The organism is Serratia sp. JKS000199 (genome assembly GCF_900215455.1).
In the GTDB taxonomy this organism is placed as follows: domain Bacteria; phylum Pseudomonadota; class Gammaproteobacteria; order Enterobacterales; family Enterobacteriaceae; genus Serratia; species Serratia ureilytica.
On sequence record NZ_LT907843.1, the window covers coordinates 1,335,759 to 1,362,701 of the forward strand.

Below are 26,943 nucleotides of genomic sequence, written 5' to 3' on the forward strand. Positions count from 1 at the left end.
GTCATGCGACATCGCCAAGGGGCAGTCGGCGACGCCGGCGCAATATACATACGGGTATGTAAAACTAAAATTGAGACCGCAGGCAGCGCAGGGATAACAGGGCCAGGTGTGCATGACCCTGCGCAGCGAAACGTTGAGCTACGACTCAAACCGCCCGGAACGGATGCGATGTAGTGGGGAGACGTTAACGCCGCGCGCTACAAAACCACACAACCACTCCGGGGCTTGATTTAACACCTGACGGGCGGCGATTTCTGTGTCGAATTCAGCAAACACACAAGCACCTGTGCCAGTCAGGCGTGACGGGGCGTATTCTAACAGCCATGAAAGAAGCTGTTCAACCTCGCGAAAACGTTTTCTTGCGATCGGTTCGCAATCATTTGCGTACGGCGCCTGCAACAGCTCACTTAAGGAGCGAACCGGGGTGTTTCTTTTCAATTCGGCGTCGCCGAAGATAACCGGCGTCGGGATGCCGACGCCGGGATGCGCCACCAGATACCATTTTTCCTGCGGCTCGGCCGGCTGCAGGCGCTCGCCGATGCCTTCGGCGAAGGCGGCGTGGCCGCGCACGAACACCGGCACGTCGGCGCCGAGGCTGAGCCCCAGCTCTGCCAGTTGGTCGTCGCCAAGACCGCAGCGCCACAATTCGTTCAGCGCCACCAGCACGGTGGCGGCGTTGGAGGAACCGCCGCCCAAACCGCCGCCCATCGGCAGGCGTTTGTCGATGCTGATGTCGGCGCCACGCGGCGCGGTCTGCAGGCCGCGTTCATTGCAATAGCGTTGCAGCATGCGGGCGGCGCGCACGATCAGGTTCTGCTCGTCCGGCACGCCCTCGACCGGCGTCAGCAGGTGAATGCGGTCGTCCGGGCGCGGGTCAATGGTCAGGGTGTCGCCGTAGTCCAAAAACTGGAACAGCGTCTGCAGCAGGTGATAGCCGTCTTCACGACGGCCGGTGATGTACAAAAACAGGTTAAGTTTCGCGGGGGAGGGCCACTGACGGATCATTTGAGCGTCCAGTTATCCATCTTCAGCTTGATGCGCTGGTCGCCCTGCTGTAGCTCCAGACGGTTCGGCAGCGTCGGCTGCACGTCGTTGCTGTAGCCCTGGTAATCCACCTTCCAGGTCTGGCCGCCTTGCTGATAGGTCAGCTTGTTCAGGCGATATTGATCGTCCAGCGCAAAATCGCTGGCTTCGCCCGGCAGGCCGAGCATCCACTGGCGCAGGTTGTTCAGCGGGATCGCCATGCCGGTCAGCTTGCGGATCATCTCTTCCGGGTTGTCGCTGACGTAGCGTTTGCCCTGGTTGTCGGTCAGCTGCACCACGTTTTTCTGCACGTTGAGATCCATTTCCGTGCTGCCCAGTGGGTTGGTCAACAGCAGGCGGTAGCGTTCCGGCGAGAACTGCTGCCAGAAGAAGCGGGCGTAGACTTTTTTCTGATCAGACAAGTAGGCGAAGGAGCCGCGGGTCTGATAGGTGCTGAGCTGTTGCACCGCCTGCTCATGGGCGCGCCACTGCGGTGAGGTTGGGCTGGTGGCCGGGCCGGTCGGCTTGGTGGTGGTACAGGCGGCCAGCACCAGGCTGGCCAGCGGGATCAGACGGAGCAAACTAACTTTGCGTATTGGCATAACTTTCTCTTGTCCTTTTGTCCTTGCGGGCATGCGCGACGAAACCCGGATTCAGCGCTCACGCTAACGGGGCGGCGGCGACGCGTCAATTTTTTGCTGCATCGCGTTGAATCTTGCCGCTTTTGCCGGCGCAATGCCAACCCGGCGCGCGCGTCGGGGTCGCCATTAAGATTAACACAATCGGCCGAAGGCGGGGGAGGCGCGCCCGATAAGCGGTGCCGGAGTTGCGCAAACGCCGCCGCTGCGTACGCCGAATAGCGTGCGCGTTATCGCAAACTGCGCTAAAATTTAAGCAATTAACCTGCCCTATGACTATTTATCCTGCTGTATTTATTGCTTATTCATTAATTGATGTCATCTATGACAGCGATTGAACGGAAGATGCGGTTGTTACTTTTATTGATCCCGCGCATCAAGTAGAATGCCGTTCAACGAGAACCCGTACCAAGATAAGTATTACTCGAAGCAATGACCCTGCTGGCGTTAGGTATAAATCACAAAACCGCTCCGGTTTCTCTGCGTGAAAGGGTGACCTTCTCGCCAGAGTCCATCGATGAGGCGCTAACCAGCTTGCTCCAACAACCGTTGGTGCAGGGCGGCGTCGTGTTGTCCACCTGCAACCGCACCGAGCTGTACCTCAGCGTAGAGCAACAAGAACACATGCACGAGCAGCTGGTCGCCTGGCTGTGCGCGTATCACAACCTGCGCCCGGAAGAGGTGAAGAAAAGCCTGTACTGGCATCAGGGCAACGACGCGGTCAGCCATCTGATGCGGGTGGCCAGCGGGTTGGACTCTCTGGTGCTGGGCGAACCGCAGATCCTCGGCCAGGTGAAAAAGGCCTTCGCCGAGTCGCAACGCGGCCAGTCGCTGTCCGGCGAGCTGGAGCGGCTGTTCCAGAAATCCTTCTCCGTCGCCAAGCGCGTGCGCACCGAAACCGAAATCGGCGCCAGCGCGGTCTCCGTGGCTTTCGCCGCCTGTACGCTGGCGCGGCAGATCTTCGAATCGCTGGCCGATCTCAACGTATTGCTGGTGGGCGCCGGTGAAACCATCGAGCTGGTGGCGCGCCACCTGCGCGAACACAAAGTGCGGCACATGATCATCGCCAACCGCACCCGCGAGCGCGCGCAGCTGCTGGCGGACGAGGTCGGCGCTGAGGTGATCACCCTGCCGGAGATCGACGAACGCCTGGCGGACGCCGACATCATCATCAGTTCCACCGCCAGCCCGCTGCCGATCATCGGCAAGGGGATGGTGGAGCGCGCGCTGAAGGCGCGCCGCAACCAGCCGATGCTGCTGGTGGATATCGCCGTACCGCGCGATATCGAGCCGGAGGTCGGCAAACTGGCCAACGCCTATCTGTACAGCGTGGACGATCTGCACGCCATCATTCAAAGCAACCTGGCGCAGCGCAAAGCGGCGGCGGTGCAGGCGGAGTCGATCGTGCAGCAGGAAAGCACCAACTTCATGGCCTGGCTGCGTTCGCAGGGCGCGGTGGAAACCATCCGCGACTACCGTTCGCAGGCCGACCAGATCCGCGCAGAAATGGAGGCCAAAGCGCTGGCCGCCATCGCGCAGGGCGCCAACGTGGAGCAGGTTATTCACGAGCTGGCCCATAAACTGACCAACCGTCTTATTCATGCCCCCACCAAATCCCTCCAGCAGGCCGCCGGCGACGGCGACGTGGAGCGGTTGCAGTTATTACGCGACAGCCTCGGGCTGGATCAGCATTAGTTTTCTCTATTAACAGGGTTTATTACCACGCATGAAGCCTTCTATTGTTGCCAAACTGGAAGCGTTACAAGAGCGCCATGAAGAAGTGCAGGCGCTGCTCGGCGATGCCGGCGTCATCGCCGACCAAGACCGGTTCCGCGCGCTGTCGCGAGAATACGCGCAGCTGACCGATGTCAGCCGCTGCTTCCTGGAATGGCGTCAGGTGCAGGAGGATCTGGAGACGGCGGAAATGATGCTGGACGATCCGGAGATGCGCGAGATGGCGCAGGAAGAGCTGAAACAGGCGCGGGCGAGCAGCGAAGAGCTGGAACAGCAGCTGCAGGTGTTGTTGCTGCCGAAAGATCCGGACGATGAGCGCAGCTGCTTCCTCGAAGTGCGCGCCGGCACCGGCGGCGATGAGGCGGCGATCTTCGCCGGCGATCTGTTCCGCATGTACAGCCGCTATGCGGAAAGCCGCCGCTGGCGCGTCGAGGTAATGAGCGCCAACGAAGGCGAACACGGCGGCTTCAAAGAAGTCATTGCCAAAGTTTCCGGCGACGGCGTGTACGGTCAGCTGAAGTTTGAATCCGGTGGCCACCGCGTGCAGCGCGTGCCGGAAACCGAATCTCAGGGGCGCATCCACACCTCCGCCTGTACCGTGGCGGTGATGCCGGAAGTGCCGGAAGCTGAGCTGCCGGACATCAACCCGGGCGATCTGAAAATCGACACCTTCCGCTCCTCTGGCGCCGGCGGCCAGCACGTTAACACCACCGACTCGGCGATCCGCATCACCCACCTGCCGACCGGCATCGTAGTGGAATGTCAGGACGAACGTTCACAGCACAAAAACAAAGCCAAGGCGATGTCGGTGCTGGGCGCGCGCATTCGCGCCGCCGAGATGGCCAAGCGCCAGCAGGCCGAGGCGTCCACTCGCCGCAACCTGCTGGGTAGCGGCGATCGTTCCGACCGCAACCGCACCTACAACTTCCCGCAGGGGCGGGTGACTGACCACCGCATCAACCTGACGCTCTACCGTCTGGACGAAGTGATGGAAGGCAAACTGGACATGCTGATCCAGCCGATCGTGCAGGAGTATCAGGCCGATCAGCTGGCTGCGCTGTCCGCCGAGCAAGAGTGATGGACTATCAACACTGGCTGAAAACCGCCGCCGCGCGTTTGACCCACAGCGACAGCGCCCGGCGTGACGCGGAAATTCTGTTGGGTTTCGTGACCGGCAAGGCCAGAACCTTCCTGATGGCGTTCGGCGAAACCACGCTGACGCCGCCGCAGCAACAGCAGCTGGAGACGCTGCTGGCGCGCCGCGAACGCGGTGAGCCGGTGGCCTATCTGGTGGGCGAGCGCGAGTTTTGGTCGCTGCCGCTGTCGGTCTCGCCCGCGACGCTGATCCCGCGCCCGGATACCGAATGCCTGGTGGAACTGGCGCTGACGCGCCTGCCGCCGCAACCCTGCCACCTCCTCGATCTCGGCACCGGCACCGGCGCCATCGCGCTGGCGCTGGCCAGCGAGCGCCCGGATTGTTCGGCAATCGGCGTCGATGTGCAGCCGGACGCGGTCGCGCTGGCGCAGCACAATGCGCGCAAGCTGAAGATCGACAACGTTCGATTTTTACAGGGCAGCTGGTTTGCGCCCGTGGCCGGGCAACGCTTCGCGCTGATTGCCAGCAATCCGCCCTATATCGACGCCGCCGATCCGCATTTGTCGCAGGGCGACGTGCGCTTCGAGCCGGGCAGCGCGCTTGTGGCCGCCGAGCACGGGTTGGCCGATCTGGCCGCCATCGTGCGCCAGGCGCCGCACTATCTGCAGCCACAGGGCTGGCTGCTGTTGGAACATGGCTGGCAGCAGGGTGAGAGCGTGCGCGCGCTGCTGCAGGCCGCCGGATTTTCCGCTGTCGCCACCCACCGTGATTACGGCGACAACGATCGTGTGACGCTCGGCCAATGGCCGGGATAAGCGCCCCTCATAATAACGATGTCCGGGCCATCTAAGGGAGCATCATGACTGCATACACCGCGTTGAAACATTTCCATTTGCTGACGGTCGCCATCAGTATTACCTTGTTTGTGCTGCGTTTTTACTGGCAGTGGCGCCGCTCGCCGATCGTGGGGCGCCGCTGGGTCAAGATAGCGCCGCACCTGAACGACACGCTGCTGTTCGTCAGCGGCATCGCGCTGGTGGTGACGTTCGGGTTTTATCCGCTGCTGGGTATGGACTCATGGCTGACCGAGAAGCTGTTTGGCGTTATTATCTATATCCTGCTTGGCTACGTCGCATTGGGCAAGAAGACCAAAAGTCAGCGGCTGCGAACCGTGGCGTTCGTGCTGGCGTTGGGCTGTCTGTATCTGATAATTAAACTTGCCACGACGAAAATACCGTTTCTGATGGGATACCTATGAGTAGCATTGCTGATTTTGAATTTAACGCCTCGCCGCTGAGCGAAGGGGTGATCCTGGTGTCGCAGTCGGTGCGGCGCGATTTTCCCGCTGCCGACGTGGAGCGCAAGCTGCAACAGCTGGTGGATGAAGCGCGCGCGGCGGTGCCGGCCGACATCACACAGGAGCAGCAACTGGATGCGCTCATCGAACTGTTCTACAAAACCTGGGGATTCGGCGGCGCCAGCGGCGTCTATCGCCTGTCGGACGCCATCTGGCTGGATAAGGTGCTGGAGGGGCGGCAGGGCACGCCGGTTTCGCTCGGCACCATCTTCCTGCATATCGCCAACGCGCTGGATTTGCCGCTGCTGCCGGTGATTTTCCCCACTCAGCTGATCCTGCGCGCCGATTGGCTGGATGAAGAGCTGTGGCTGATCAACCCGCTGAACGGCGAAACCCTGAGCGAACACCAGCTGGAAGTGTGGATCAAGGGCAACCTGGGGCTGGGCGCCGAGCTGGAAGACGACGATCTCGACGAATCCGAGAACATCATGGTGGTGCGCAAGATGCTGGATACGCTGAAGGCCGCCCTGATGGAAGAAAAGCAGTTGGAAATGGCGCTGCGCACCAGCGAAACGGTGCTGTGCTTCGATCCGGAAGATCCGTACGAGATCCGCGATCGTGGGCTGATTTACGCCCAGCTGGAGTGCAACCATATCGCGATTTCCGATCTCAACTATTTTGTCGAGCAGTGTCCTGAAGACCCGGTCAGCGAAGTGATCAAAGTGCAGATCCATTCGATTGAGCCGAAACAGGTGACGCTGCATTAATTCAATGACTCCGTGCAGTTTGCAAGGCGACGGTTACAACCTTAACAAAGGCGAAAGCATGAAACAGAAAGTGGTTAGCATTGGCGACATCGACGTAGCAAACGACCTGCCGTTTGTGCTGTTTGGCGGTATGAACGTGCTGGAATCGCGCGATCTGGCGATGAGCATCTGCGAGCACTACGTCACCGTGACGCAAAAACTGGGCATTCCTTACGTTTTCAAAGCCTCTTTCGACAAAGCCAACCGTTCTTCCATCCACTCGTACCGCGGTCCGGGCCTGGAAGAAGGGATGAAGATCTTCGAAGAGCTGAAGAAAACCTTCGGCGTGAAAATCATCACCGACGTTCACGAAGCGGCGCAGGCGCAGCCGGTTTCCGAAGTGGTTGACGTGATCCAACTGCCGGCCTTCCTGGCGCGTCAGACCGATCTGGTGGAAGCGATGGCGAAAACCGGCGCGGTAATCAACGTCAAGAAGCCGCAGTTCGTCAGCCCGGGGCAGATGGGCAACATCGTCGACAAATTCAAAGAAGGCGGCAACGACCAGGTGATCCTGTGCGATCGCGGCAGCAACTTTGGTTATGACAACCTGGTGGTCGACATGCTGGGCATCAACGTGATGAAGAACGTGACCGGCGGCCATCCGGTAATCTTCGACGTGACCCACGCGCTGCAGACCCGCGATCCGTTCGGCGCCGCGTCCGGCGGCCGTCGCGCTCAGGTGGCCGAGCTGGCGCGCGCCGGCATGGCGGTTGGCCTGGCAGGGCTGTTCCTCGAAGCGCACCCGGATCCGAACAACGCCAAGTGCGACGGCCCGTCCGCGCTGCCGCTGGACAAGCTGGAGCCGTTCCTGGCGCAGATGAAAGCCATCGACGACCTGGTGAAGAGCTTCCCGGAGCTGGATACCAGCAACTAAGCGCTCATCGCCAAAAAAAAGCCCGACTCGTCGGGCTTTTTTACGTTTAGGCGCCGGTAGCCGCCAGCGCTTCCGGCAGCGTCGGGTAGAACTGCAAGCGGCCCTCGATCGGCTGCACCCGCGCACGCGCCAGGGTTTTCAGCGGCTGGAACGGCACGTCGGTGATCACCAGTTTCTTGTCCGCCGGCAACACGTCGATAAAGCGTCGCAGGGCGCTCAGACCGCCGGCGTCGAGCACCGGCACCGCATCCCATTGCAGCACGATCGTGCGATAACTTTCGCTGCGCGTCAGCAGTTCGGTAAAGATGCGCTCGGCGGCGGCGAAGAACAGCGGGCCATTCACTCGCAGCACCAGGCGGCCGTCATCGGCGCTCAGTTCGCTTAGCCGCGTCATGCGGGCGATGCGGCGCATAAACAGCAGCGACGCCAACACGATGCCCACGGTAATGGCGATCACCATGTCGAACAGCACCGTCAGCGACATGCACAGCAGCAGTACCAGAATGTCGTCCTTCGGCGCCCGGCGCAGCAGGTAAACCACCTTGTGGGCCTCGCTCATGTTCCAGGCGACCATCAACAGCAGCGCCGCCATCGCCGCCAGCGGCAGATAAGAGAGCCATGGCGCCAGAACCAGCAGCGCCAACAGCACCAGCAGCGCGTGGATGATGGCGGATACCGGTGAGGTGGCACCGGCGCGCACGTTGGCCGCTGAACGGGCAATTGCGGCGGTCGCGGTGATGCCGCCGAAGAACGGCGCGATGATGTTGCCCGCGCCCTGGCCGATCAATTCGCTGTTCGAGTTATGCTTCTTACCGGTCATGCCGTCGAGCACCACTGCGCACAGCAGCGACTCGATCGCGCCGAGCATTGCCATCGAAAATGCCGCCGGCAACAGGGCGGAAACGGTTTGCCAGCTCAGGGTGAACGGCTGCCCGCCGCCGCCCGGCAGATCCCAGGGCAGCAGCAGCTGCGGCAGGATCGGCGGGATGCCCTGGCCGCTGCTGCCATCGGCCAGCAGGTAGCTGAAGCGGGAACCGATGGTCGCCACCGGGTGGTCAAACAGCGTCAGCAGCCCCATCAGCGCGGTGCCCGCCAGCAGCGCCGGCAGGTGGCCGGGCACCCGCAGGCCGAGCTTGGGCCAGAAGATCAGGATCAAGAGCGTCACGGCGCCGATCAGGGTATCGCCGAGATCCAGCGTTGGCAGCGCCTGCAGCAGGGCGTACAGCTTGCCAACGTAATTTTCCGGCGTGTGCGCCAGCTGCAGGCCGAAAAAGTCCTTGATCTGCATGGTGGCGATGGTGATGGCGATGCCGGAGGTAAAGCCCAGCGTCACCGGCAGCGGAATGTATTCGATCAGCCGGCCAAAGCGCGCCAGCCCCATCAGCAGCAAAAATACCCCGGAGATCAGCGTGGCGACCAGCAAGCCGGCCAGGCCAAACTGCTGCGAGACCGGATAGAGGATCACCACGAAGGCGGCGGTGGGGCCGGAGACGCTGTAGCGCGAACCGCCGCTGACGGCGATGACGATGCCGGCGATGGCGGCGGTATACAGGCCGTACTGCGGCGGCACGCCGCTGGCGATCGCCAGCGCCATCGCCAGCGGAATGGCGATAATGCCGACCGTCACCCCGGCGATGGCGTCTTTCAGCAACCGCGCCAGGCTATAAGGTTCCCGCCAGCAGGCGTCTATCAGCGCGCTGAAGGGGCGAATTTTGTTTATTTCATGCGTTTTCATCTACGGTGCGTACCAAATCTTCAAAAGTGAAAGGAATGGCGGGCCCGATGAGGTCCGTCTTGTCACGTGACAGATACCATACGCCTTTTGTTCAGCGGATTACCAGACCTGCGTCAATTTGGCACAGGAAATCAGAGTGTCGTCGTTTTATCCGGCGCTAAATGCCGTTAACAGGTAAGTAAGCCGCAGATTCTGCGGCTGAAAAAGAAAGGAATAATCAAGGTTTTGGCGGTTAGTGCAGGGCGGGTAGGGATAAGCCGAGAAAGTGGGCTAAAGTGCTTACCAACAGCTGGTGATCTTCCTTCTGCGGCGCGCCGGAAATGCTGATGCTGCCGACGCAGCCGAGGCCGGTCAGGGTGAGCGGGAAGGCGCCGCCGTGCACCGAATAGTCGCGTACGCTCAGCCCGTAACGTTCCTCCAGCGACGTTTGCCGCTGCTGCAGACGCAGGCCGATGGCGTAAGAACTTTTGTGAAAATGGTTTACCAGATTGCGCTTGCGCCGCACCCAGTCGGCGATGTCCGGCGTGGCGCCCGGCATGGCGTAATAAAACAGCGTCTGCCCGGCCAGTTGGATTTCGATGGCGATGCTCAGGCCGCGTCGCTCGGCGGCGGTTTTCAGCGCCGCGCCCAGCTCCCAGGCGGTGGTGGCGTCAAAATGGGTAAAGGCCAGCGTCGCTTCCTGTTCGCTGAGCGCCTGCAGTTCATCGTCGATATTCATGCGTTTCTCCCCCGATATACAAAGGACAGAGTAGCCTGAAGCGAGCATCGTGAGATAGACGGCTTGGCGATAAGATAGAACTGCTACTCTATTAATAGACTGTGTAAAATGGCCGCCGCCAAAGCGGAGACGACAGGGATGCGTTATTCAACGTCTTTACATTACCCCTGGCGATCCCGAGGAGCGCGCTGACTATTTATGACTTACATTGCGTCCATTTCCACCCTTTACAGCGACGCTTGCATCACCTATGCCACGCTGTCGGTAAGCTATTTCGTTCTCAGCAAGAATGCCCCGTTTTCCTACCGTTCCGCACTGTGGAAGCGCGTCGTGTTCGGCCTGCTGGCCGGGGTGGCGGTGCTGTATTTGAGTCAGGATCGGCTGGTGTTGACCGATAAGGTACATTACAGCTTTGCGATGATCCCGATGATACTGGTGACGTTCTTCGGCGGCGGCGTCAGTGGGCTGGTGAGCTTTCTGTTCGCTATGGCACTGACCGGCGGCTTCACCGTCGATAACCTGTTCATCGCCTCGATTGTCGCGCCGCTGCTGCTGTCGCGGGTGTGGCTGAAGAAATCCCATCGGGTGTTTTACCTGACGATCGGCGTCATCGCGCTGTATCGCATCGTTGTGGTGTGGCTGTTGGTGGACCTAAGGGGGCTGTGGCCGGATGTGTTGCTGTACCAGGCGGCTTCGGCGCTCTGTCTGGCGATTTGCTATCATGCGCTGAATTTCAAAGAGCGACATATCTACGCCTATTTCGCGATGCGCGCGCGCGCCACGACCGATAGCCTGACCCACATCAACAACCGCGCCAGCGTCGATTATCAGCTGATGCTGCAGCGCGCCGAGCGCCGCCCGTGCGGGTTGATGATCCTCGATTTGGATAATTTCAAAAGCATCAATGATACCTACGGTCATCCGGCCGGCGACGTGCTGCTGGCCAGCGTCGGTCGGCTGCTGCAAAACAGCGTGCGTAACGAGGACTTCGTCGGGCGCTACGGTGGCGAGGAGTTTATGGTGATCACCGCCAGCTACGATCCGCAGATCATCGGCGGAGTGGCGGAGCGCATTCGCAGCGCGGTGGAAAGCTCGACGTTTTTGCTGAATGCGCACGACGAAGCGCACATCACGCTGTCGATCGGCGTGTCGCTGTATCTGCCCGGCATGACGCTGGACAAGGCGATCGCCATGACCGACGAGGCCTTGTATGAGGCGAAGCGCAGCGGCAAAAACCGGGTGGTGACCAGCCGCGTGATGCAGCTGGCGCCGCTGGGGGCCGGTTTTCCGCGCGAATAAGCCGCCTCCCGCCGTGCAGGCGGGAAGCGTTGGTTCAGGCCGCCAGCGTGTGTTCGCGGAACGCGTTCAGCAGCTCTTCGGTGAACGTCAGGCGTTTCTGGCGATCGGCCAGATCGAGCGTGAACTTCAGCTTGCTCGGGCCATCCAGGCGGTAAACCTGCGGATTGCCCTGCAACAGGCCGATCAGATAACCCGGGTCGACGCGGTTATTGTCGCCGAACTCGATAAAGCCGCCGCGCTCGTTGCTCTCGATGCGTTTGATCCCCAGCTTCTGCGCATGAAGCCGCAGCGCTGCGCACTGCAACAGGTTACGCGCCGCATCCGGCAGCTGGCCGAAGCGGTCGATCAGTTCGACCTTCAGCTCATCCAACTCACCGTCGTTCTTCGCGCTGGCGATGCGCTTATACAGCGACAGGCGGGTATTGACGTCGGGAATGAAATCTTCCGGCAGCAGCGCCGGCATGCGCAGCTCCACCTCGGTCTGGCTGTTGGTGAGATCTTCCAGCGACGGTTCGCGGCCGTTTTTCAACGCGTCGACGGCGCTTTCCAGCAGCTCCATGTAGAGCGAGAAGCCGACGGTGGTCATCTGGCCGCTCTGGTCTTCGCCCAGCAGCTCACCGGCGCCGCGGATCTCCAGATCGTGGGTCGCCAGCGCAAAACCGGCGCCGAGGTCTTCCAGCGAGGCGATGGCCTCGAGCCGTTTATGGGCGTCGGTGCCCATGGCTTTCGGGTTTGGCGTCAGCAGATAGGCGTAAGCCTGGTGGTGCGAACGCCCGACGCGGCCGCGCAATTGATGCAGCTGCGCCAGGCCGAAGCGATCGGCCCGCTCGATGATAATGGTGTTGGCGCTGGGGATATCGATGCCGGTTTCGATGATGGTGGTGCACACCAGCACGTTGAAGCGCTGGTGGTGGAAATCGTTCATCACCCGTTCCAGATCGCGTTCGCGCATCTGGCCGTGGCCGATGGCGATGCGCGCTTCCGGCACCAGCTCAGCCAGACGCTGCGCCGCTTTCTCGATGTTTTCCACGTCGTTGTAAAGGTAGTAAACCTGGCCGCCACGCAGCACTTCGCGCAGGATCGCCTCGCGCACCACCAGGCTGTCGTATTCGCGCACGAAGGTCTTCACCGCCAGCCGGCGCGCCGGTGGGGTGGCGATGATCGACAGATCGCGCATGCCGCTCATCGCCATATTCAGCGTACGCGGGATTGGCGTGGCGGTCAGCGTCAGGATATCGACATCGGCGCGCATCGCCTTGATGCGCTCCTTGTGGCGTACGCCAAAGCGGTGCTCTTCATCGACGATCAGCAGCCCCAAATCCTTCCAGCGCAGATCGCTCTGCAGCAGTTTGTGGGTGCCGATGATGATGTCCACTTTGCCTTCGGCCGCGTCGTCCAGCACCTGTTGCTGCTCTTTGGCGCTGCGGAAGCGCGACATCATCTCGATGCGGATCGGCCAGGTGGCGAAGCGATCGCGGAAGTTGTCGAAGTGCTGCTGCGCCAGCAGCGTCGTTGGCACCAGCACCGCCACCTGCTTGCCGTTTTCCACCGCCAGGAAGGCGGCGCGCATCGCCACTTCGGTTTTGCCGAAGCCGACGTCGCCGCACACCAGGCGATCCATCGCCAGCGGCTGGCACATGTCGCTCAGCACCGCGTTGATCGCCTGTTCCTGATCCGGCGTGGTTTCGAACGGGAAGCTCTGGCAGAACAGCTGGTACTGCTCGCGGTTGTGTTTGAAGGCGAAACCGGCCTTGGCGGCGCGCTGGGCGTAAATATCCAGCAGCTCGGCCGCCACGTCGCGCACCCGCTCGGCGGCTTTCTGCCGCGCGCGCGTCCAGGCGTCGCCGCCCAGTTTGTGCAGCGGGGCGTTTTCGTCCGCGCCGCCGGCGTAGCGGCTGATCAGATGCAGCGATGACACCGGCACGTACAGTTTGTCCTCACCGGCGTAGGAGAGGATCAGGTATTCGGCCTTGATGCCGCCGGCTTCCAGCGTGGTCAGGCCGACATAGCGGCCCACGCCGTGCTCCAGGTGCACCACCGGCTGGCCGGGATGCAGTTCCGCCAGGTTGCGGATCAAGGTATCGGTGTTGATGGTGCGCCGGTTGTCCTGTCGGCGGCGGCTGACGCGCTCGCCGAGCAGATCGCTTTCGCAGATCAGCGCCCGCTGGCGCAGGCCGTCGAGGAAGCCGTGTTCGGCGGCGCCGACCATCATGTAACGGCCCGCCGTTTCCGCCTGATCGAGACGCTGAATCAGCGCCGGCGCCAGCTTGATGCGGCCGAGCAGATCCTGCAGCGTTTCACGCCGCCCCTCGCTCTCGACGGAGAAGATCACGCTGCCGTCAAAACTTTCAATAAAGCGGCGCAGATTATCCAGCGGGGATTTATGCTGCGCCTGCACCGCCAGATCGGGCAGGGCATGGTAATCCAGATTGGTATTGCCCGCTTTGGCCGGCAGCTCATCGGTTTTCAGCGCGATGCGCGGCCAGGCTTTCAGCTCGCCGAATAGTGCGTCAACGCGCAGCCACAGCGTATCCGGCGCCAGCAGCGGGCGCATCGGATCGACGCGGCGGCTTTCGAAACGCTGGTTGACGTCCTGCCAGAAGCGCTCGGCGGCGCCCTCCAGATCGCCGGTGTTGACGATCAGCGTATTGGCTGGCAGGTAGCTGAACAGCGACGGCAGCGGCTGGCTGAAGAACAGCGGCTGCCAGTATTCGATGCCGGCGGGCCAGGCGCTTTTGCTGACCTGCTGATAGATGTGCTCGGCGTCGCGACGCACCTCAAACTGCTCGCGCCACTGGCTGCGGAACAGCTCGATGGCGTTTTTGTCGGTAGGGAACTCGTGGGCCGGCAACAGATTGATGGCCTCGACTTCGCTCAGCGTGCGCTGGGTGTCGACGTCGAAGATGCGCAGGCTGTCTATCTCGTCATCGAAGAAGTCGATGCGGTAAGGCTCATCGCTGCCCATTGGATACAGGTCGAGCAGCGCGCCGCGGGTGGCGAATTCGCCGTGCTCCATCACCTGATCGACGCTGCGGTAGCCGGCCTGTTCCAGCTGCGCGCGCAGTTTGTCGCGCGACAGGCGCTGGCCTTTTTTCATCACCAGCGCATGGCCGTGCAGGAATTCGTGCGGGCAGACGCGTTGCATCAGGGTATTGACCGGCAGAATGATCACGCCGCGCGCCATGGTCGGCAGGTGATACAGGCTCGACAAACGGTCGGAGATGATTTCCTGGTGCGGCGAGAAGCTGTCGTACGGCAGGGTTTCCCAGTCGGACAGGGTGGTCACCATCTGATCGGTGAACTGCTGGATCTCGTCGCGCAGCCGCAGGGCGTTTTGCATGTCCGGCGCGATCAGCATCACTGGGCCAGGGTGACGCTCGACGATCTCGGCGCACTCCACGGCGCAGGCCGCGCCGGTCAGTTGCCCCAGCTGGCGGAGATCGCCCGCGCGATCGGGCAGAGAATAACGGGGGGATGAGGAACGGTTACGGCTATCGGAAGTGCTCATTCAGGTATCTTTAATCAATGTGTTGGATGGCGTCCCGGCACGGATAACCCAGCGCCTTTATGCTGTTTATAGTAGCCCAGCGGCCGGCAAACTGACACAGCAAAAAGCGCTGCCCATCAATTTTCTGCCGGTTATTTAACCGGTTAATGTCGTCTGTTTTTTGCGGCTGAGGATAAATAACGCGCGAAGCTGCCGCCATCTCCCTCTTCGCCGCCACGCAATAAAAGGCCCTCGGGTGTTCCCTAAACGAGGGAGAGCCTTTATTATCCATGATCACTTTGCTTAAGCCACGGCTATCAAACGGATTTCATGTATCAACCTGTCGCGTTATTCATTGGCCTGCGCTACATGCGCGGGCGAGCCTCAGACCGCTTCGGGCGGTTTGTTTCCTGGCTTTCCACCATCGGCATTACGCTGGGGGTGATGGCGTTGGTCACCGTGCTGTCGGTGATGAACGGTTTCGAAAAGGATCTGGAGAACAACATTCTCGGCCTGATGCCGCAGGCGTTGGTTACCAGTCCGCAAGGATCGGTCAACCCGCAGCAGCTGCCGGCCTCCGAGGTGGAGAAGCTGCAGGGCGTCACGCGCGTTGCGCCGCTGACCACCGGTGACGTGGTGCTGCAAAGCGCTCGCAGCGTGGCGGTCGGGGTGATGCTCGGCGTGAATCCCGACGAGGCCGATCCGCTGACCCCGTATCTGGTCAACGTCAAGCAGCAACAGCTGCAGCCGGGCCAATACAACATCATCATCGGCGAACAGCTGGCGGGGCAACTCGGCGTCAAGCGCGGCGATTCGCTGCGCGTGATGGTGCCGAGCGCCAGCCAGTTCACGCCGATGGGCCGCATTCCCAGCCAGCGTTTGTTCACCCTCATCGGCACCTTCCACGCCAACAGCGAGGTGGACGGCTATCAGCTGTTGGTCAACCAACAGGATGCTTCGCGCCTGATGCGCTACCCGGCCGGTAACATCACCGGCTGGCGTCTGTTCCTGCAACAGCCGCTGGCGGTCGATACCCTCAGCCAGCAGGCGCTGCCGGCGGGCACCGTCTGGAAAGACTGGCGCGATCGCAAGGGCGAGCTGTTCCAGGCGGTGCGCATGGAGAAGAACATGATGGGGCTGCTGCTCAGCCTGATCGTGGCGGTGGCGGCGTTTAACATCATTACCTCGCTCGGCCTGCTGGTGATGGAGAAGCAGGGCGAGGTCGCCATTCTGCAGACTCAAGGGCTGACCCGCCGCCAGATCATGTCGGTATTTATGGTGCAAGGCGCCAGCGCCGGCATCATCGGTTCGCTGCTCGGCACGCTGCTCGGCGTGCTGCTGGCCACCAACCTGAACAACCTGATGCCGATCCTCGGCGCATTGATCGACGGCGCTTCGCTGCCGGTGGCGGTCGATCCGCTGCAGGTGACGATCATCGCCGTGGTGGCGATGGCGGTTTCCCTGTTGTCCACGCTCTATCCTTCATGGCGCGCTGCCGCCGTACAACCCGCTGAGGCTTTACGTTATGAGTAACCATCTTTTGCTGCAGTGTGACAACCTGTGCAAGACCTATCAGGAAGGCAACCTGCACACCGACGTGCTGCGCAACGTCAGCTTTGCCATGCAGCAGGGCGAGATGATGGCGATCGTCGGCAGCTCGGGTTCCGGCAAGAGCACCCTGTTGCACCTGCTGGGCGGGCTGGACTCGCCGACCTCCGGCGAAGTGATCTTCAAGGGCGAATCGCTCAACGCCATGTCTTCGGCGGCCAAGGCCGAGCTGCGCAACCGCCAGCTGGGCTTCATCTATCAGTTCCACCATCTGTTGCCGGACTTCACCGCGCTGGAAAACGCCGCCATGCCGCTCTTGATCGGCGGCGCCAAACCGGCGCAGGCGCAGGAGAAAGCGCGGGAGATGCTGGCGGCGGTCGGGCTGGAAAAGCGCAGCAAACACCGTCCGTCCGAGCTTTCCGGCGGCGAGCGTCAGCGCGTGGCGATCGCGCGCGCGCTGGTCAATAACCCGGCGCTGGTGCTGGCGGACGAACCGACCGGCAACCTCGACAAGCGCACCGCGGACAGCATCTTCGATCTGCTCGGTGAGCTGAACGTGCGTCAGGGCACCGCTTTCCTGGTGGTAACGCACGATCTGCAGCTGGCCAAGCGCTTGAGCCGCCAGTTGGAAATGGCCGACGGTCACCTGCAGGCGCAGCTGACCCTGATGGGGGCCGAGTAATGGCGGGAGCCTCACTGTCCTTCCTGACGGCCCTGCGTTTCAGCCGCGGCCGTAAACGCGGCGGCATGGTGTCGCTGATCTCGGTCATCTCCACCATTGGCATCGCGCTGGGGGTGGCGGTGCTGATCGTCGGTCTGAGCGCGATGAACGGCTTTGAGCGCGAGCTGAAGAACCGCATTCTGGCGGTAGTGCCGCACGGCGAGCTCGAGCCGGTCAATCAGCCGTTCAGCGGCTGGCTGTCGATTCTGCAGCGGGTGGAAAAGGTGCCGGGCATCTTGGCCGCCGCGCCGTACATCAACTTTACCGGCCTGATGGAAAACGGCGCGCAGCTGCGCGCGGTGGAAGTCAAAGGTGTGGATCCGCAGCAGGAGAGCCGACTGAGCGCGTTGCCGCAGTATGTGCAGGGCGACGCCTGGGCCAACTTCAAGCCCGGCGAGCAGCAGGTGATCCTCGGCAAGGGCGTGGCCGACGCGCTGGGCGTCAAGCAGGGCGCCTATGTCACGGTGATGATCCCCAACAGCGACCCTGAGATGAAGCTGCTGCAGCCGAAGCGTATTCGCCTGCACGTGACCGGCATTTTGCAGCTCAGCGGCCAGCTCGATCACAGCCTGGCGCTGGTGCCGCTGGCCGATGCGCAGCAGTATCTCGACATGGGTGACAGCGTCACGGGCATCGCTCTCAAGATGAACGACGTGTTCGCCGCCAACAAGCTGGTGCGCGACGCCGGCGAAGTGACCAACGCTTACATCTACATCAAGAGCTGGATCGGCAAGTACGGCTATATGTACCGTGACATCCAGATGATCCGCGCCATCATGTACCTGGCGATGGTGCTGGTGATCGGCGTGGCCTGCTTCAACATCGTCTCCACGCTGGTGATGGCGGTGAAAGACAAAAGCGCCGACATCGCGGTGCTGCGCACCCTGGGCGCCAAAGACGGCTTTATCCGCGCCATTTTCATCTGGTATGGGCTGCTGGCCGGGTTGCTGGGCAGCCTGAGCGGCGTGGTGATCGGGGTGATCGCCTCGCTGCAGCTGACCAACATCATCCGGGGCATCGAGAAACTGGTCGGCCACTCCTTCCTGTCGGGCGATATTTACTTCATCGACTTCCTGCCTTCCGAGCTGCACTGGCTGGATGTGCTGATCGTGCTGGCGACCGCCATCGTGCTGAGCCTGTTGGCCAGTTGGTATCCGGCGAGGCGCGCCAGCCGCATCGATCCGGCGCGGGTGCTGAGCGGACAATAAAACCCACGGGGAGGCAGCGATGCCGCCCCGTTTTTTTAGCCTGGGGATGGGTTATGTACTACGGTTTCGATATGGGCGGCACCAAGATTGAGCTGGGGGTGTTCGACGACAGCCTGCAGCGCATTTGGCAAAAGCGGGTGCCGACGCCGCGCGACGATTATCGGCAACTGCTGGCTACGCTGTGCGAGCTGACCCTTGAGGCGGATGCGTTTTGCGGCCGGCGCGGCAGCGTCGGCATCGGCATTCCGGGCCTGCCCAACGACGATGACGGCACGCTGTTTACCGCCAATGTGCCTGCGGCGATGGGGCGGCCGCTGCCGCGCGATCTGGCGGCGCTGATCGGGCGCGAGGTGCGGGTCGATAACGACGCCAACTGCTTTGCGCTGTCGGAGGCCTGGGACGACGAGTTCCGCCGCTACCCGACGGTGCTGGGCATCATCCTCGGCACCGGCGTAGGCGGCGGCCTGATCGTCGAGGGCAAGACGGTGCCCGGGCGCAACTATATCGCCGGCGAGTTCGGCCATTTGCGCCTGCCGGTGGACGCGCTCGAGGTGCTGGGGCGTGATGTGCCTCGCGTCGCCTGCGGGTGCGGCCATCAGGGTTGCATTGAAAATTACATATCGGGCCGCGGTTTCGAATGGATGTACGCCCATTTTTATGGCCGGCGCTTGCCCGCCACCGAGATCATTGCGCATTATCAGGCGGGTGAGCCGCAGGCCGTGGCGCATGTCGATCGCTTTATGGACGTGCTGGCGATCTGCCTGGGTAACCTGCTGACGGTGCTGGATCCGCACCTGGTGGTGATCGGCGGCGGGCTGTCGAACTTCGACGCCATTTACCAGGCGTTGCCGCAGCGGCTGCCGGCGCACCTGCTGCGGGTGGCTCGGCTGCCGCGCATCGAGAAGGCGCGCTATGGCGACGCCGGCGGCGTGCGCGGCGCAGCGTTCCTCAATTTGGCTCGCCCAACGTAATGGGCGTTGCGGCCAGGCGTGAATGTATACAGCCAACAACGCCGCAACGTCCAGTAAGAAGGGTAAACAGGGAAAAGTAAGGAGAGAGTTAATGCACACTCGCCATCGGCTGTGTCAGTTTCGCAAGAGTAAGCATGTGCTGCATCAGCGCTTTCGTTCACGCATTTTTCACCGTGACACCATGGCGGCGGCCGAGCTGAAAAAGCCGTTTGTGGTGGTGTTGACCGGGGCCGGCATTTCGGCCGAGTCGGGCATTCGCACCTTCCGCGCCGCGGATGGGCTGTGGGAAGAGCACCGGGTGGAGGACGTCGCCACGCCGGAAGGTTTTCAGCGCGATCCGGCGCTGGTGCAGGCGTTTTACAATGAACGTCGCCGCCAGCTGCAGACCGAGGACATCGCCCCGAACGCCGCGCACCGCGCGCTGGCGGATCTGGAAGAGTGGCTGGGGGACAACTTCCTGCTGGTCACGCAAAACATCGATAACCTGCATGAGCGCGCCGGCAGCAAGCGGGTGCTGCACATGCACGGCGAATTGCTGAAGGTGCGCTGCACCCAGTCGGGCCAGGTGTTCGAGTGGCCCGGCGATCTCAGCGTTGACGAGCGCTGCCACTGCTGCCAGTTCCCGGCGCCGCTGCGGCCGCACGTGGTGTGGTTCGGCGAGATGCCGCTGGGCATGGACGACATCTACCAGGCGCTGAGCAAGGCCGATTTCTTCGTCGCCATCGGCACCTCCGGCCATGTCTATCCGGCGGCCGGGTTCGTGCATGAGGCGCGGCTGGGCGGCGCCTACGCGATGGAGCTGAACCTGGAGCCGAGTCAGGTGGAAAGCCAGTTCGACGAGAAACACTACGGCCTGGCCAGCGAAGTGGTGCCGCGTTTTGTGCACAAATTCCTGGTGGGCAAGGTGGCGCGGGCAGATAAGCCCTAAAGACATCAGGGCGCACTGCGCGCCCTGATGGGATGGCGGGCGTGTTAGCGCCCGGCTTTCAGCTTTTGGAAGTAGCTTTCGTACAGCGTGCTGGCGTCGCCGACGTCGTTTTGCCACTCGCCGTGCTCAATCACCGTTTTATCCGGGTAGAGAGACGGATCGTTGGCGATCTCCGGCGACAGCAGCTTCTTCGCCGCCAGGTTCGGCGTCGGGTAACCGATGGTTTCCGCCACCTGCACCGCGATTTCCGGCCGCAGCAGGAAGTCGATCAGCTTCAGCGCCCCCTCGACGTTGCGCGCGTTGGCCGGAATGGCCAGGCTGTCCATCCAGAAGATCCCACCTTCCTTAGGCCAGACGATTTCCAGCGGCGTGCCGGCCTGGCGCGCCACGAAGGCCGAACCGTTCCACACCATGCCGACGTTGATTTCCCCTTCCATAAACGGGTTGCCCGGGTTGTCGGAGTTGAAGGCCAGCACGTTCGGCATCAATTTCTGCAGTTCGCGGTAGGCGGCTTCGATCTCTTTCGGATCGGTGGTGTTGCCCGAATAGCCCAGCTTGAGCAGCGCCATCTGGAACACTTCGCGCGCATCGTCGGTCAGCAGCAGACGGCCTTTGTACTGCGGCTGCCACAGATCGGCCCAGGAGGTGACGGTGGACGGATCCTGCGCGTCGCTGTTAACGCCGATGGCGGTGGCGCCCCAGATGTAAGGGATGGAGTAGTCGTTGTTGGGATCGAACGGCTTGTTCAGCAGGGTAGGATCGAGATCCTTGAAGTGGCTGAGCTTGCTCTTGTCGATTTTTTGCAGCATGCCTTCCTTGCTCATCTTGGCGATGAAGTAAGTGGAAGGCACCACCAGATCGTACGCGCCGTCCTTGTAGGTCTTCAGCTTGGCGTACATGCTTTCGTTGGATTCATAGGTGGAATAAATCACCTTGATGCCGGTTTCTTTGGTGAACTGCTCCAGCAGCCCCGGCGGGACGTATTCAGTCCAGTTATAGAAATACAGCGTTTTGCCGTCAGAGGCGTTTGCAGAGCAGAAACTCAGCGCCATCATCCCGGCTGCGAGCAGATGTGACCACTTTTTCATGCAGCGTATCCTTCAGCAGTAGTGAGCCGAACCCGTATGAGCCGCCGTTTTCGGCCGCGCCATACCCCAGAAAGGGGCCATTATAGGGGCGGGGGCGGGGTGGGTAAAGGCGGTTATCCCAGCGGCAAATCAGCGGGTTAACCGAGTCAGGGCCATCACCAAAGGCCGCTTTCATATCATTGTGGTCAATGAAAGAGACGGGCGCCGCAGCGCCCGGCGGGAAGGATTACTCGGCCTTGGGCGAGCGATCGCGCATCACCCACTGGCTGGCGATCACCAGCGTCAGCGACAGCAGCAGCAAAATGGTGGCCAGCGCGTTAACCTCCGGCGAGACGCCGACTTTCACCATCGAATAGATCTTCAGCGGCAAAATCTCGTAGCTCGGCCCGGTGACGAAGGAGGAGACGACCACGTCGTCCATCGACAGGGTGAAGCTCAGCAGCCAACCGGCCGCCACCGCCGGCATCGCCAGCGGCAGGATGATTTTGCGCAGGATGGTGAACTCGCTTGCGCCGAGATCGCGCGCGGCTTCCAGCATCTTCACGTCGAAGCCTTTCAGGCGCGCGTAGACGGTCACGACCACGAACGGCAGGCAGAAGGTGATGTGCGAGAACAGCAGCGACCAGAAGCCGAGCGAAATGCCCAGCAACATGAACAGCACCAGCAGCGAGATGGCCATCACGATGTCCGGCGACATCATCACCACAAACAGCATGCCGCCGACGAACGGTTTGCCGCGGAAGCGGTAGCGGTACAGCGCCACTGCGGTCAGCGAGCCGATCAGCGTGGCGAAGGTGGCGGAGAGCACCGCCATGGTCAGCGAGTGGCCCGCCGCCTGCAACAGGCTGTCGTTGTTGAGCAGCGTGCTGTACCACTTGGTGGTGAACCCTTGCCAGTTGATGCCGAAGCGCGAGGCGTTGAAGGAGTTGACGATCAGGATGACGATCGGGATATACAGATAGGCGTATACCAGCGTCATAAAGCCGCCGCGCAGCAGACGTCCGATCATGCCAGATCCTCCTTCTTGTTCAGCAGGCGGGCGGCCCGATAATAGACCAGCAGCAACAGCCCCATCACCAGCGTCAGGCAGATGCTGGTGGCCGCGCCGAACGGCCAGTCGCGGATATTGAGGAACTGGCTTTTAATCACGTTGCCGATCAGCAGGTTTTTGGCGCCGCCCATCAGATCGGCGACGAAGAACAGCCCCATCGCCGGCAGCATCACCAGCAGGCAGCCGGCGATAATGCCCGGCATGGTCAGCGGCACAATGATGCGGATAAAGGTTTGGAGCTTGCTGGCGCCGAGATCGCGCGCCGCCTCCAGGCAGGATTTATCGAGCTTTTCGATGCTGGAGTAGAGCGGCATCACCATAAACGGCAGCAGGATATACACCAGGCCGAGGATCACCGCTTCCGAGGTGTACATGATGCGCAGCGGCTTGTCGATGACGCCGATCCACAGCAGCGCGTCGTTGAGATAGCCGCGGGTGCTGAGAAACAGCTTCAGGCCGTAGATGCGGATCAGCGAGTTGGTCCAGAAGGGCACGATCAGCAGAAACAGCAGCAGCGGCCGCACCTTCTGCGGCAAGCGCGCCAGAATAAAGGCGAACGGATAGCCGATCACCAGGCAGCACAGGGTGGCGATCAGCGCCATGTTCAGCGAGTGCAGCAGCACCTGGGCATACAGCGGATCGAACAAACGCCGGTAGTTATCCAGCGTGAACACCATCTGCACCAGGTTGGCGTCATCACGGGTCAGGAAGCTGGCGCCGATGATCATCAGGTTCGGCATGAACACGAACAGCAACAGCCAGGCGACGACGCCGACGATCACCACATTCTGGAAGACTTTACGCGATTTCTTCATCGGCCAGCACCACCTCCCAGCTTTCGACCCAGGTCACCGCCATCTTCTGATTGAGCGAGTGATCGACGTCCGGATCGTCTTCGTTGAAGAACTCGCTGACCATCACCGTTTTGCCGTTCTCCAGCTCGACCACCGATTCCAGCGTCATGCCTTTGTAGTTGCGCTCACGCACGTAACCGATCAGCCCGTCGTGCTGCGCGCTGTCGTTCACTTCTTCCACCCGCAGATCTTCCGGGCGCAGCAGCACCTTCAGCTTTTGGCCCGGTTCTACCGGCAGATCGGCATAGATGTCGCACTCGCGGCCTTCCACGTTGGCGCGCACCCGCTGCGGATCGAGGCGTTGCAGGACCACCGCGTCGAAGATGTTGATCTCGCCGATGAAGCTGGCGACGAACAGGTTTTTCGGCTCTTCATAGATCTCACGCGGCGTGCCGTCTTGCTCGATGCGGCCTTCGCGCATCACCACGATGCGATCCGACATGGTCAACGCTTCTTCCTGATCGTGGGTGACGAACACGAAGGTGATGCCCAGCTTGCGCTGCAGCGCTTTCAGTTCGTTCTGCATCTGCTTGCGCAACTTGTAGTCCAGCGCCGACAGCGATTCGTCCAGCAGCAGCACTTTCGGCTTGTTGACCACCGCGCGGGCGATGGCCACACGCTGCTGTTGGCCACCGGAGAGCTGGCCCGGCCGCCGCTTGGCGAAGGCATCCAGCTGCACCATGCGCAGCGCCTCTTCGACGCGCGGCGTCAGTTCGGCCGCCGGCACCTTTTGCATACGCAGGCCGAAGGCGACGTTGTCGAACACCGACATGTGCGGAAACAGGGCATAGCTCTGAAACACGGTGTTGACGTGGCGATGCTCGGCCGCAATGGCGGTGATGTCCTGGCCGTCGAGCGCGATGCGGCCCCGATCGGCGTCTTCCAGACCGGCAATCAGGCGCAGCACCGTGGTTTTGCCACAGCCGGAGGGGCCAAGAATGGTGAGGAATTCGCCGTGATTAATCGTCAGATCCAGATCGGCAATGATGGTTTTGCCATCGAACGCTTTGCTCAGGGCATGCAGTTCAACAAGGGGGGCTCGAGAGGATGTCTCAGTCATTTATCGTCTTACTCTATCCCGTGGGCTAATGCAGATAGAACCGCAACTGGAAAAGACTGCCGGAGCTTGCGGGCATGCCCGCGATTCAAAAGAAGCTCAAACCAGTTGCGCCAATGGAAATTTTTCGAGCGCGCATGATAGACGCTGAATGCCGGAATTGAAAGCCGATCCGGCCCAGATGCCGCGTTTTTCATCATGATAGCGACAAATGACCCTGTGATGACAGCGTTATTTCCCTCTGAAATCATCACAAAGATTAATGATATTGGCGAATTCTGGTTAAAAATGACCTGACGCAATATTTGATCCTGATCGGTTCAGCATAATGAAACGCGATATTCTGAGGGGCCGCTACCATGGATAAATTACTTGACCGCTTTTTCAACTACGTCTCTTTCGACACCCAGTCCAAAGCGAACGTAAAGCATGTGCCGAGCACCGACGGGCAGTTGAAGCTGGCGCGTGCGTTGCAGCAGGAAATGATCGCGCTCGGCTTCGAGCGGGTGTCGCTCAGTGAGCACGGCTGCGTGATGGGCACCTGGCCGGGTAACGTCGCCTGGCCGGTGCCGGCGGTCGGTTTTATCGCCCATCTGGATACTTCGCCGGATTTCAGCGGCAAACACGTCAATCCGCAGATCGTCGAGAACTATCGCGGCGGCGATATTGCGCTCGGCATTGGCGATGAAGTGCTGTCGCCGGTGATGTTCCCGATCCTGCACCAGATGTTGGGGCAGACCCTGATCACCACCGACGGCAAAACGCTGCTGGGCGCCGACGACAAGGCCGGCATCGCCGAGATCCTCACCGCCATGGCGCGCCTGCGCGCGCGCAAAATCCCGCACGGCGACATCCGCGTGGCCTTCACCCCGGATGAAGAGGTGGGCAAGGGGGCACAGCTGTTCGACGTGGCGGCCTTCAATGCCGAATGGGCTTACACGGTGGACGGCGGCGGCGTCGGTGAGCTGGAGTGCGAAAACTTCAATGCCGCCTCGGTGACGATCAAAATCCTCGGCAACAGCGTGCACCCCGGCAGCGCCAAGGGCGTGATGGTCAACGCGCTGTCGCTGGCTACCCGCATTCATCAGGCGCTGCCGGCGGACGAAACGCCGGAGACCACCGAGGGTTACCAGGGCTTTTACCACCTCAGCAGCATCAAGGGCAGCGTGGAACGCGCCGAAATGCACTACATCCTGCGCGACTTCGAGCGCGAGGGATTCGAGGCGCGCAAACGCAAGATGGTGGAGATCGCCCGCGAGGTCGGCAAAGGCCTGCCGCGCGATTGTTATATTGAAGTCAGCATCGAAGACAGTTATTACAACATGCGCGAACAGGTGGCGGAGCATCCGCACGCGATCGCGCTGGCGCAGCAGGCAATGCGCGACTGCGACATTGAACCGGTGATGAAACCGATCCGCGGCGGCACCGACGGCGCGCAGCTGTCGTTCCGCGGCCTGCCGTGCCCGAACCTGTTCACCGGCGGCTACAACTACCACGGCAAGCACGAATTCGTGACGCTGGAAGGCATGGAGCAAGCGGTGGCGGTAATTATGCGCATCGCGGCGCTGGCCGCCGAGCGGGCGCGGTAAAACGGGACGCTTGCGATTATCATAATCGCTTGCCGCAACAAGGCGTTGCTCATAGTGTGGAAGTCCATTCCCCACGCATAAGGACCGCATGATGAGCACCGAATTCCGCATCGCCGGCTCGCATTTGACGCAGTTCGTTCAGGCGATTTGGCGCCAGGCCGGCAGCACGGCGCGCGAAGCCGAGCTGGTGGCCGATCACCTGGTGCAGGCTAATCTGGCCGGGCACGATTCGCACGGCGTCGGCATGATCCCCAGTTACATGGCATCGTTGGCGCAAGGGCAATTGCAGCTTAATCAACATGCCGAGGTGGTGCGCGACGCCGGCGCGGTGCTGACGCTCGACGGTGCGCGCGGCTTCGGCCAGGTGGTGGCCAGCGAAGCGATGGCGCTGGGCATTGAGCGCGCCGGCAAACTGGGCCTGGCGGCGGTGGCGCTGCACAACGCGCACCATATCGGCCGCATCGGCCATTGGGCGGAACAGTGCGCCCGCGCCGGTTTTATCTCGATTCACTTCGTCAACGTGGTAGGTGATCCGATGGTGGCGCCGTTCGGCGGCAGCGATCGCCGCTTCGGCACCAACCCGTTCTGCGCCATTTTCCCGCGGCCGGGCCGCACGCCGCTGCTGTTGGATTTCGCCACCAGCGGCATCGCCTTCGGCAAGACTCGGGTGGCCTATAACAAAGGCTTGTCGGTGGCGCCGGGCTATCTGATCGACGAACACGGGCAACCCACCACCGAACCGAAGGTGATGCACGAAGCGCCGTTCGGGTCACTGTTGCCGTTCGGCTTGCACAAAGGCTATGCGCTGGCGGCGATGTGTGAGATCCTCGGCGGCGCGCTCTCCGGCGGCCGCACCACCCACGACGCCACGCTGAAAGCCGACAGCGACGCCATCTTCAACTGCATGACGACCCTGATCCTCGATCCTCAGGCCTTCGACGCCCCGCAAATGCAGGCCGAGGCCGAAGCGTTTATCGGCTGGGTGAAGGCATCGCCGCCGAGCGGCGAACAGCCGATCGCGGTGCCGGGAGAATGGGAAGAGGTCAACCGCGCGGCGCGGCTGGAGCAGGGCATACCGATAGACGCCAATACCTGGCGGCAAATTTGCACGGCGGCGGAGCAGGCGGGCATGGCGAATGAAGCGCTGGCCGGTTTTCGCGCGCAGGCGCGGCAGGCATAAAAAAAGCCACCCGATAGGGTGGCTTGTTCGCGTACTCGCAA

25 protein-coding genes are annotated in these 26,943 nt (G+C 61.7%); 14 read left to right on the top strand and 11 right to left on the bottom strand.

What is annotated here, in order from left to right; genetic code table 11:
* Positions 1-138: 138 nt before the first annotated feature.
* A complete protein-coding gene (gene ispE / locus CPH57_RS06505; protein WP_096242153.1) occupies positions 139-1,005 on the bottom strand; it encodes a 4-(cytidine 5'-diphospho)-2-C-methyl-D-erythritol kinase in 867 nt (288 codons plus the stop codon).
* Positions 1,002-1,625, bottom strand: coding sequence for a lipoprotein insertase outer membrane protein LolB (gene lolB, locus CPH57_RS06510; RefSeq protein ID WP_096242154.1), 624 nt, complete (start codon positions 1,623-1,625; stop codon positions 1,002-1,004). The genes ispE and lolB overlap by 4 nt, the downstream gene beginning before the upstream one ends.
* Before the next feature lie 468 nt (positions 1,626-2,093).
* On the opposite strand from lolB, the gene hemA reads away from it, so the two are divergent.
* The 6 genes from hemA to kdsA are packed head-to-tail and all read left to right on the top strand — an operon-like array spanning position 2,094 to position 7,468.
* Entirely contained in the window at positions 2,094-3,356 is a 1,263-nt protein-coding gene (gene hemA / locus CPH57_RS06515; protein WP_019454778.1) for a glutamyl-tRNA reductase, read from the top strand.
* Between the two features lie 31 nt (positions 3,357-3,387).
* Positions 3,388-4,473: a peptide chain release factor 1 gene (gene prfA / locus CPH57_RS06520; RefSeq protein WP_033642756.1), complete on the top strand. Its 1,086-nt coding sequence runs from the start codon at positions 3,388-3,390 to the stop codon at positions 4,471-4,473.
* Complete coding sequence (prmC, locus tag CPH57_RS06525; RefSeq protein ID WP_096242155.1) at positions 4,473-5,306, top strand: peptide chain release factor N(5)-glutamine methyltransferase; 834 nt, start codon at positions 4,473-4,475, stop codon at positions 5,304-5,306. Before prfA ends, prmC begins: the two co-directional genes overlap by 1 nt.
* Positions 5,307-5,350: 44 nt before the next feature.
* Positions 5,351-5,749: a SirB2 family protein gene (locus CPH57_RS06530; protein ID WP_033642758.1), complete on the top strand. Its 399-nt coding sequence runs from the start codon at positions 5,351-5,353 to the stop codon at positions 5,747-5,749.
* Positions 5,746-6,555, top strand: a complete 810-nt coding sequence (gene sirB1 / locus CPH57_RS06535; protein ID WP_033646388.1) for an invasion regulator SirB1 — start codon at positions 5,746-5,748, stop codon at positions 6,553-6,555. Before CPH57_RS06530 ends, sirB1 begins: the two co-directional genes overlap by 4 nt.
* Before the next feature lie 58 nt (positions 6,556-6,613).
* Positions 6,614-7,468, top strand: coding sequence for a 3-deoxy-8-phosphooctulonate synthase (kdsA, locus tag CPH57_RS06540; RefSeq protein WP_004941087.1), 855 nt, complete (start codon positions 6,614-6,616; stop codon positions 7,466-7,468).
* A gap of 46 nt (positions 7,469-7,514) precedes the next feature.
* Here kdsA and dauA read toward each other — a convergent pair whose 3' ends face one another.
* Together dauA and CPH57_RS06550 are read right to left on the bottom strand one after the other, a co-directional pair.
* Complete coding sequence (gene dauA, locus CPH57_RS06545) at positions 7,515-9,203, bottom strand: C4-dicarboxylic acid transporter DauA (RefSeq protein ID WP_043141525.1); 1,689 nt, start codon at positions 9,201-9,203, stop codon at positions 7,515-7,517.
* 232 nt (positions 9,204-9,435) lie between these two features.
* On the bottom strand, positions 9,436-9,921 hold the full coding sequence (locus tag CPH57_RS06550) for a heme-degrading domain-containing protein (RefSeq protein ID WP_025302499.1): 486 nt from the start codon (positions 9,919-9,921) through the stop codon (positions 9,436-9,438).
* Positions 9,922-10,119: 198 nt separating this feature from the next.
* Here CPH57_RS06550 and CPH57_RS06555 point away from each other — a divergent pair, with 198 nt between their 5' ends.
* Complete coding sequence (locus CPH57_RS06555; RefSeq protein WP_096242156.1) at positions 10,120-11,220, top strand: GGDEF domain-containing protein; 1,101 nt, start codon at positions 10,120-10,122, stop codon at positions 11,218-11,220.
* A 34-nt stretch (positions 11,221-11,254) separates the two neighbouring features.
* On the opposite strand, the gene mfd is transcribed toward CPH57_RS06555, so the two are convergent.
* Together mfd and CPH57_RS06565 are read right to left on the bottom strand one after the other, a co-directional pair.
* On the bottom strand, positions 11,255-14,728 hold the full coding sequence (gene mfd, locus CPH57_RS06560; RefSeq protein WP_089196953.1) for a transcription-repair coupling factor: 3,474 nt from the start codon (positions 14,726-14,728) through the stop codon (positions 11,255-11,257).
* 10 nt (positions 14,729-14,738) lie between these two features.
* On the bottom strand, positions 14,739-14,999 hold the full coding sequence (locus tag CPH57_RS06565) for a hypothetical protein (protein WP_069100065.1): 261 nt from the start codon (positions 14,997-14,999) through the stop codon (positions 14,739-14,741).
* Positions 15,000-15,037: 38 nt separating this feature from the next.
* On the opposite strand from CPH57_RS06565, the gene lolC reads away from it, so the two are divergent.
* From lolC to cobB, 5 genes are all read left to right on the top strand, one after another.
* Positions 15,038-16,240, top strand: a complete 1,203-nt coding sequence (lolC, locus tag CPH57_RS06570; protein WP_096242157.1) for a lipoprotein-releasing ABC transporter permease subunit LolC — start codon at positions 15,038-15,040, stop codon at positions 16,238-16,240.
* Positions 16,233-16,937: a lipoprotein-releasing ABC transporter ATP-binding protein LolD gene (lolD, locus tag CPH57_RS06575; RefSeq protein ID WP_004941120.1), complete on the top strand. Its 705-nt coding sequence runs from the start codon at positions 16,233-16,235 to the stop codon at positions 16,935-16,937. Before lolC ends, lolD begins: the two co-directional genes overlap by 8 nt.
* The gene (lolE, locus tag CPH57_RS06580) at positions 16,937-18,184 is read left to right on the top strand and encodes a lipoprotein-releasing ABC transporter permease subunit LolE (protein WP_096242158.1); all 1,248 of its coding nucleotides are present in this window, start codon (positions 16,937-16,939) and stop codon (positions 18,182-18,184) included. The genes lolD and lolE overlap by 1 nt, the downstream gene beginning before the upstream one ends.
* Before the next feature lie 53 nt (positions 18,185-18,237).
* A complete protein-coding gene (gene nagK, locus CPH57_RS06585) occupies positions 18,238-19,155 on the top strand; it encodes an N-acetylglucosamine kinase (protein WP_060659641.1) in 918 nt (305 codons plus the stop codon).
* A 91-nt stretch (positions 19,156-19,246) separates the two neighbouring features.
* Positions 19,247-20,083: a Sir2 family NAD+-dependent deacetylase gene (gene cobB / locus CPH57_RS06590; protein WP_046899329.1), complete on the top strand. Its 837-nt coding sequence runs from the start codon at positions 19,247-19,249 to the stop codon at positions 20,081-20,083.
* A gap of 44 nt (positions 20,084-20,127) precedes the next feature.
* Here cobB and potD read toward each other — a convergent pair whose 3' ends face one another.
* The 5 genes from potD to CPH57_RS24290 form a co-directional block, all read right to left on the bottom strand.
* Complete coding sequence (potD, locus tag CPH57_RS06595; RefSeq protein WP_096242159.1) at positions 20,128-21,171, bottom strand: spermidine/putrescine ABC transporter substrate-binding protein PotD; 1,044 nt, start codon at positions 21,169-21,171, stop codon at positions 20,128-20,130.
* A gap of 226 nt (positions 21,172-21,397) precedes the next feature.
* Positions 21,398-22,180: a spermidine/putrescine ABC transporter permease PotC gene (gene potC / locus CPH57_RS06600; protein ID WP_033642769.1), complete on the bottom strand. Its 783-nt coding sequence runs from the start codon at positions 22,178-22,180 to the stop codon at positions 21,398-21,400.
* Positions 22,177-23,037: a spermidine/putrescine ABC transporter permease PotB gene (gene potB, locus CPH57_RS06605; protein WP_096242160.1), complete on the bottom strand. Its 861-nt coding sequence runs from the start codon at positions 23,035-23,037 to the stop codon at positions 22,177-22,179. The genes potC and potB overlap by 4 nt, the downstream gene beginning before the upstream one ends.
* Positions 23,021-24,136, bottom strand: coding sequence for a spermidine/putrescine ABC transporter ATP-binding protein PotA (gene potA, locus CPH57_RS06610; RefSeq protein ID WP_033642772.1), 1,116 nt, complete (start codon positions 24,134-24,136; stop codon positions 23,021-23,023). Before potA ends, potB begins: the two co-directional genes overlap by 17 nt.
* 8 nt (positions 24,137-24,144) lie before the next feature.
* Complete coding sequence (locus CPH57_RS24290; protein ID WP_127897190.1) at positions 24,145-24,435, bottom strand: hypothetical protein; 291 nt, start codon at positions 24,433-24,435, stop codon at positions 24,145-24,147.
* 57 nt (positions 24,436-24,492) lie between these two features.
* Between CPH57_RS24290 and pepT the strand changes: the two genes are divergently transcribed.
* On the top strand, positions 24,493-25,722 hold the full coding sequence (gene pepT / locus CPH57_RS06615; protein ID WP_033642773.1) for a peptidase T: 1,230 nt from the start codon (positions 24,493-24,495) through the stop codon (positions 25,720-25,722).
* Between the two features lie 91 nt (positions 25,723-25,813).
* On the top strand, positions 25,814-26,902 hold the full coding sequence (locus CPH57_RS06620) for a malate/lactate/ureidoglycolate dehydrogenase (RefSeq protein ID WP_096242826.1): 1,089 nt from the start codon (positions 25,814-25,816) through the stop codon (positions 26,900-26,902).
* Positions 26,903-26,943 lie beyond the last annotated feature (41 nt).

Coding starts and splice junctions, on each gene's coding strand:
- ispE (WP_096242153.1), bottom strand. CDS start 1,005: ATGATCCGTCAGTGGCCCTCCCCCGCGAAACTTAACCTGTTTTTGTAC.
- lolB (WP_096242154.1), bottom strand. CDS start 1,625: ATGCCAATACGCAAAGTTAGTTTGCTCCGTCTGATCCCGCTGGCCAGC.
- hemA (WP_019454778.1), top strand. CDS start 2,094: ATGACCCTGCTGGCGTTAGGTATAAATCACAAAACCGCTCCGGTTTCT.
- prfA (WP_033642756.1), top strand. CDS start 3,388: ATGAAGCCTTCTATTGTTGCCAAACTGGAAGCGTTACAAGAGCGCCAT.
- prmC (WP_096242155.1), top strand. CDS start 4,473: ATGGACTATCAACACTGGCTGAAAACCGCCGCCGCGCGTTTGACCCAC.
- CPH57_RS06530 (WP_033642758.1), top strand. CDS start 5,351: ATGACTGCATACACCGCGTTGAAACATTTCCATTTGCTGACGGTCGCC.
- sirB1 (WP_033646388.1), top strand. CDS start 5,746: ATGAGTAGCATTGCTGATTTTGAATTTAACGCCTCGCCGCTGAGCGAA.
- kdsA (WP_004941087.1), top strand. CDS start 6,614: ATGAAACAGAAAGTGGTTAGCATTGGCGACATCGACGTAGCAAACGAC.
- dauA (WP_043141525.1), bottom strand. CDS start 9,203: ATGAAAACGCATGAAATAAACAAAATTCGCCCCTTCAGCGCGCTGATA.
- CPH57_RS06550 (WP_025302499.1), bottom strand. CDS start 9,921: ATGAATATCGACGATGAACTGCAGGCGCTCAGCGAACAGGAAGCGACG.
- CPH57_RS06555 (WP_096242156.1), top strand. CDS start 10,120: ATGACTTACATTGCGTCCATTTCCACCCTTTACAGCGACGCTTGCATC.
- mfd (WP_089196953.1), bottom strand. CDS start 14,728: ATGAGCACTTCCGATAGCCGTAACCGTTCCTCATCCCCCCGTTATTCT.
- CPH57_RS06565 (WP_069100065.1), bottom strand. CDS start 14,999: ATGGATAATAAAGGCTCTCCCTCGTTTAGGGAACACCCGAGGGCCTTT.
- lolC (WP_096242157.1), top strand. CDS start 15,038: ATGTATCAACCTGTCGCGTTATTCATTGGCCTGCGCTACATGCGCGGG.
- lolD (WP_004941120.1), top strand. CDS start 16,233: ATGAGTAACCATCTTTTGCTGCAGTGTGACAACCTGTGCAAGACCTAT.
- lolE (WP_096242158.1), top strand. CDS start 16,937: ATGGCGGGAGCCTCACTGTCCTTCCTGACGGCCCTGCGTTTCAGCCGC.
- nagK (WP_060659641.1), top strand. CDS start 18,238: ATGTACTACGGTTTCGATATGGGCGGCACCAAGATTGAGCTGGGGGTG.
- cobB (WP_046899329.1), top strand. CDS start 19,247: ATGCACACTCGCCATCGGCTGTGTCAGTTTCGCAAGAGTAAGCATGTG.
- potD (WP_096242159.1), bottom strand. CDS start 21,171: ATGAAAAAGTGGTCACATCTGCTCGCAGCCGGGATGATGGCGCTGAGT.
- potC (WP_033642769.1), bottom strand. CDS start 22,180: ATGATCGGACGTCTGCTGCGCGGCGGCTTTATGACGCTGGTATACGCC.
- potB (WP_096242160.1), bottom strand. CDS start 23,037: ATGAAGAAATCGCGTAAAGTCTTCCAGAATGTGGTGATCGTCGGCGTC.
- potA (WP_033642772.1), bottom strand. CDS start 24,136: ATGACTGAGACATCCTCTCGAGCCCCCCTTGTTGAACTGCATGCCCTG.
- pepT (WP_033642773.1), top strand. CDS start 24,493: ATGGATAAATTACTTGACCGCTTTTTCAACTACGTCTCTTTCGACACC.
- CPH57_RS06620 (WP_096242826.1), top strand. CDS start 25,814: ATGAGCACCGAATTCCGCATCGCCGGCTCGCATTTGACGCAGTTCGTT.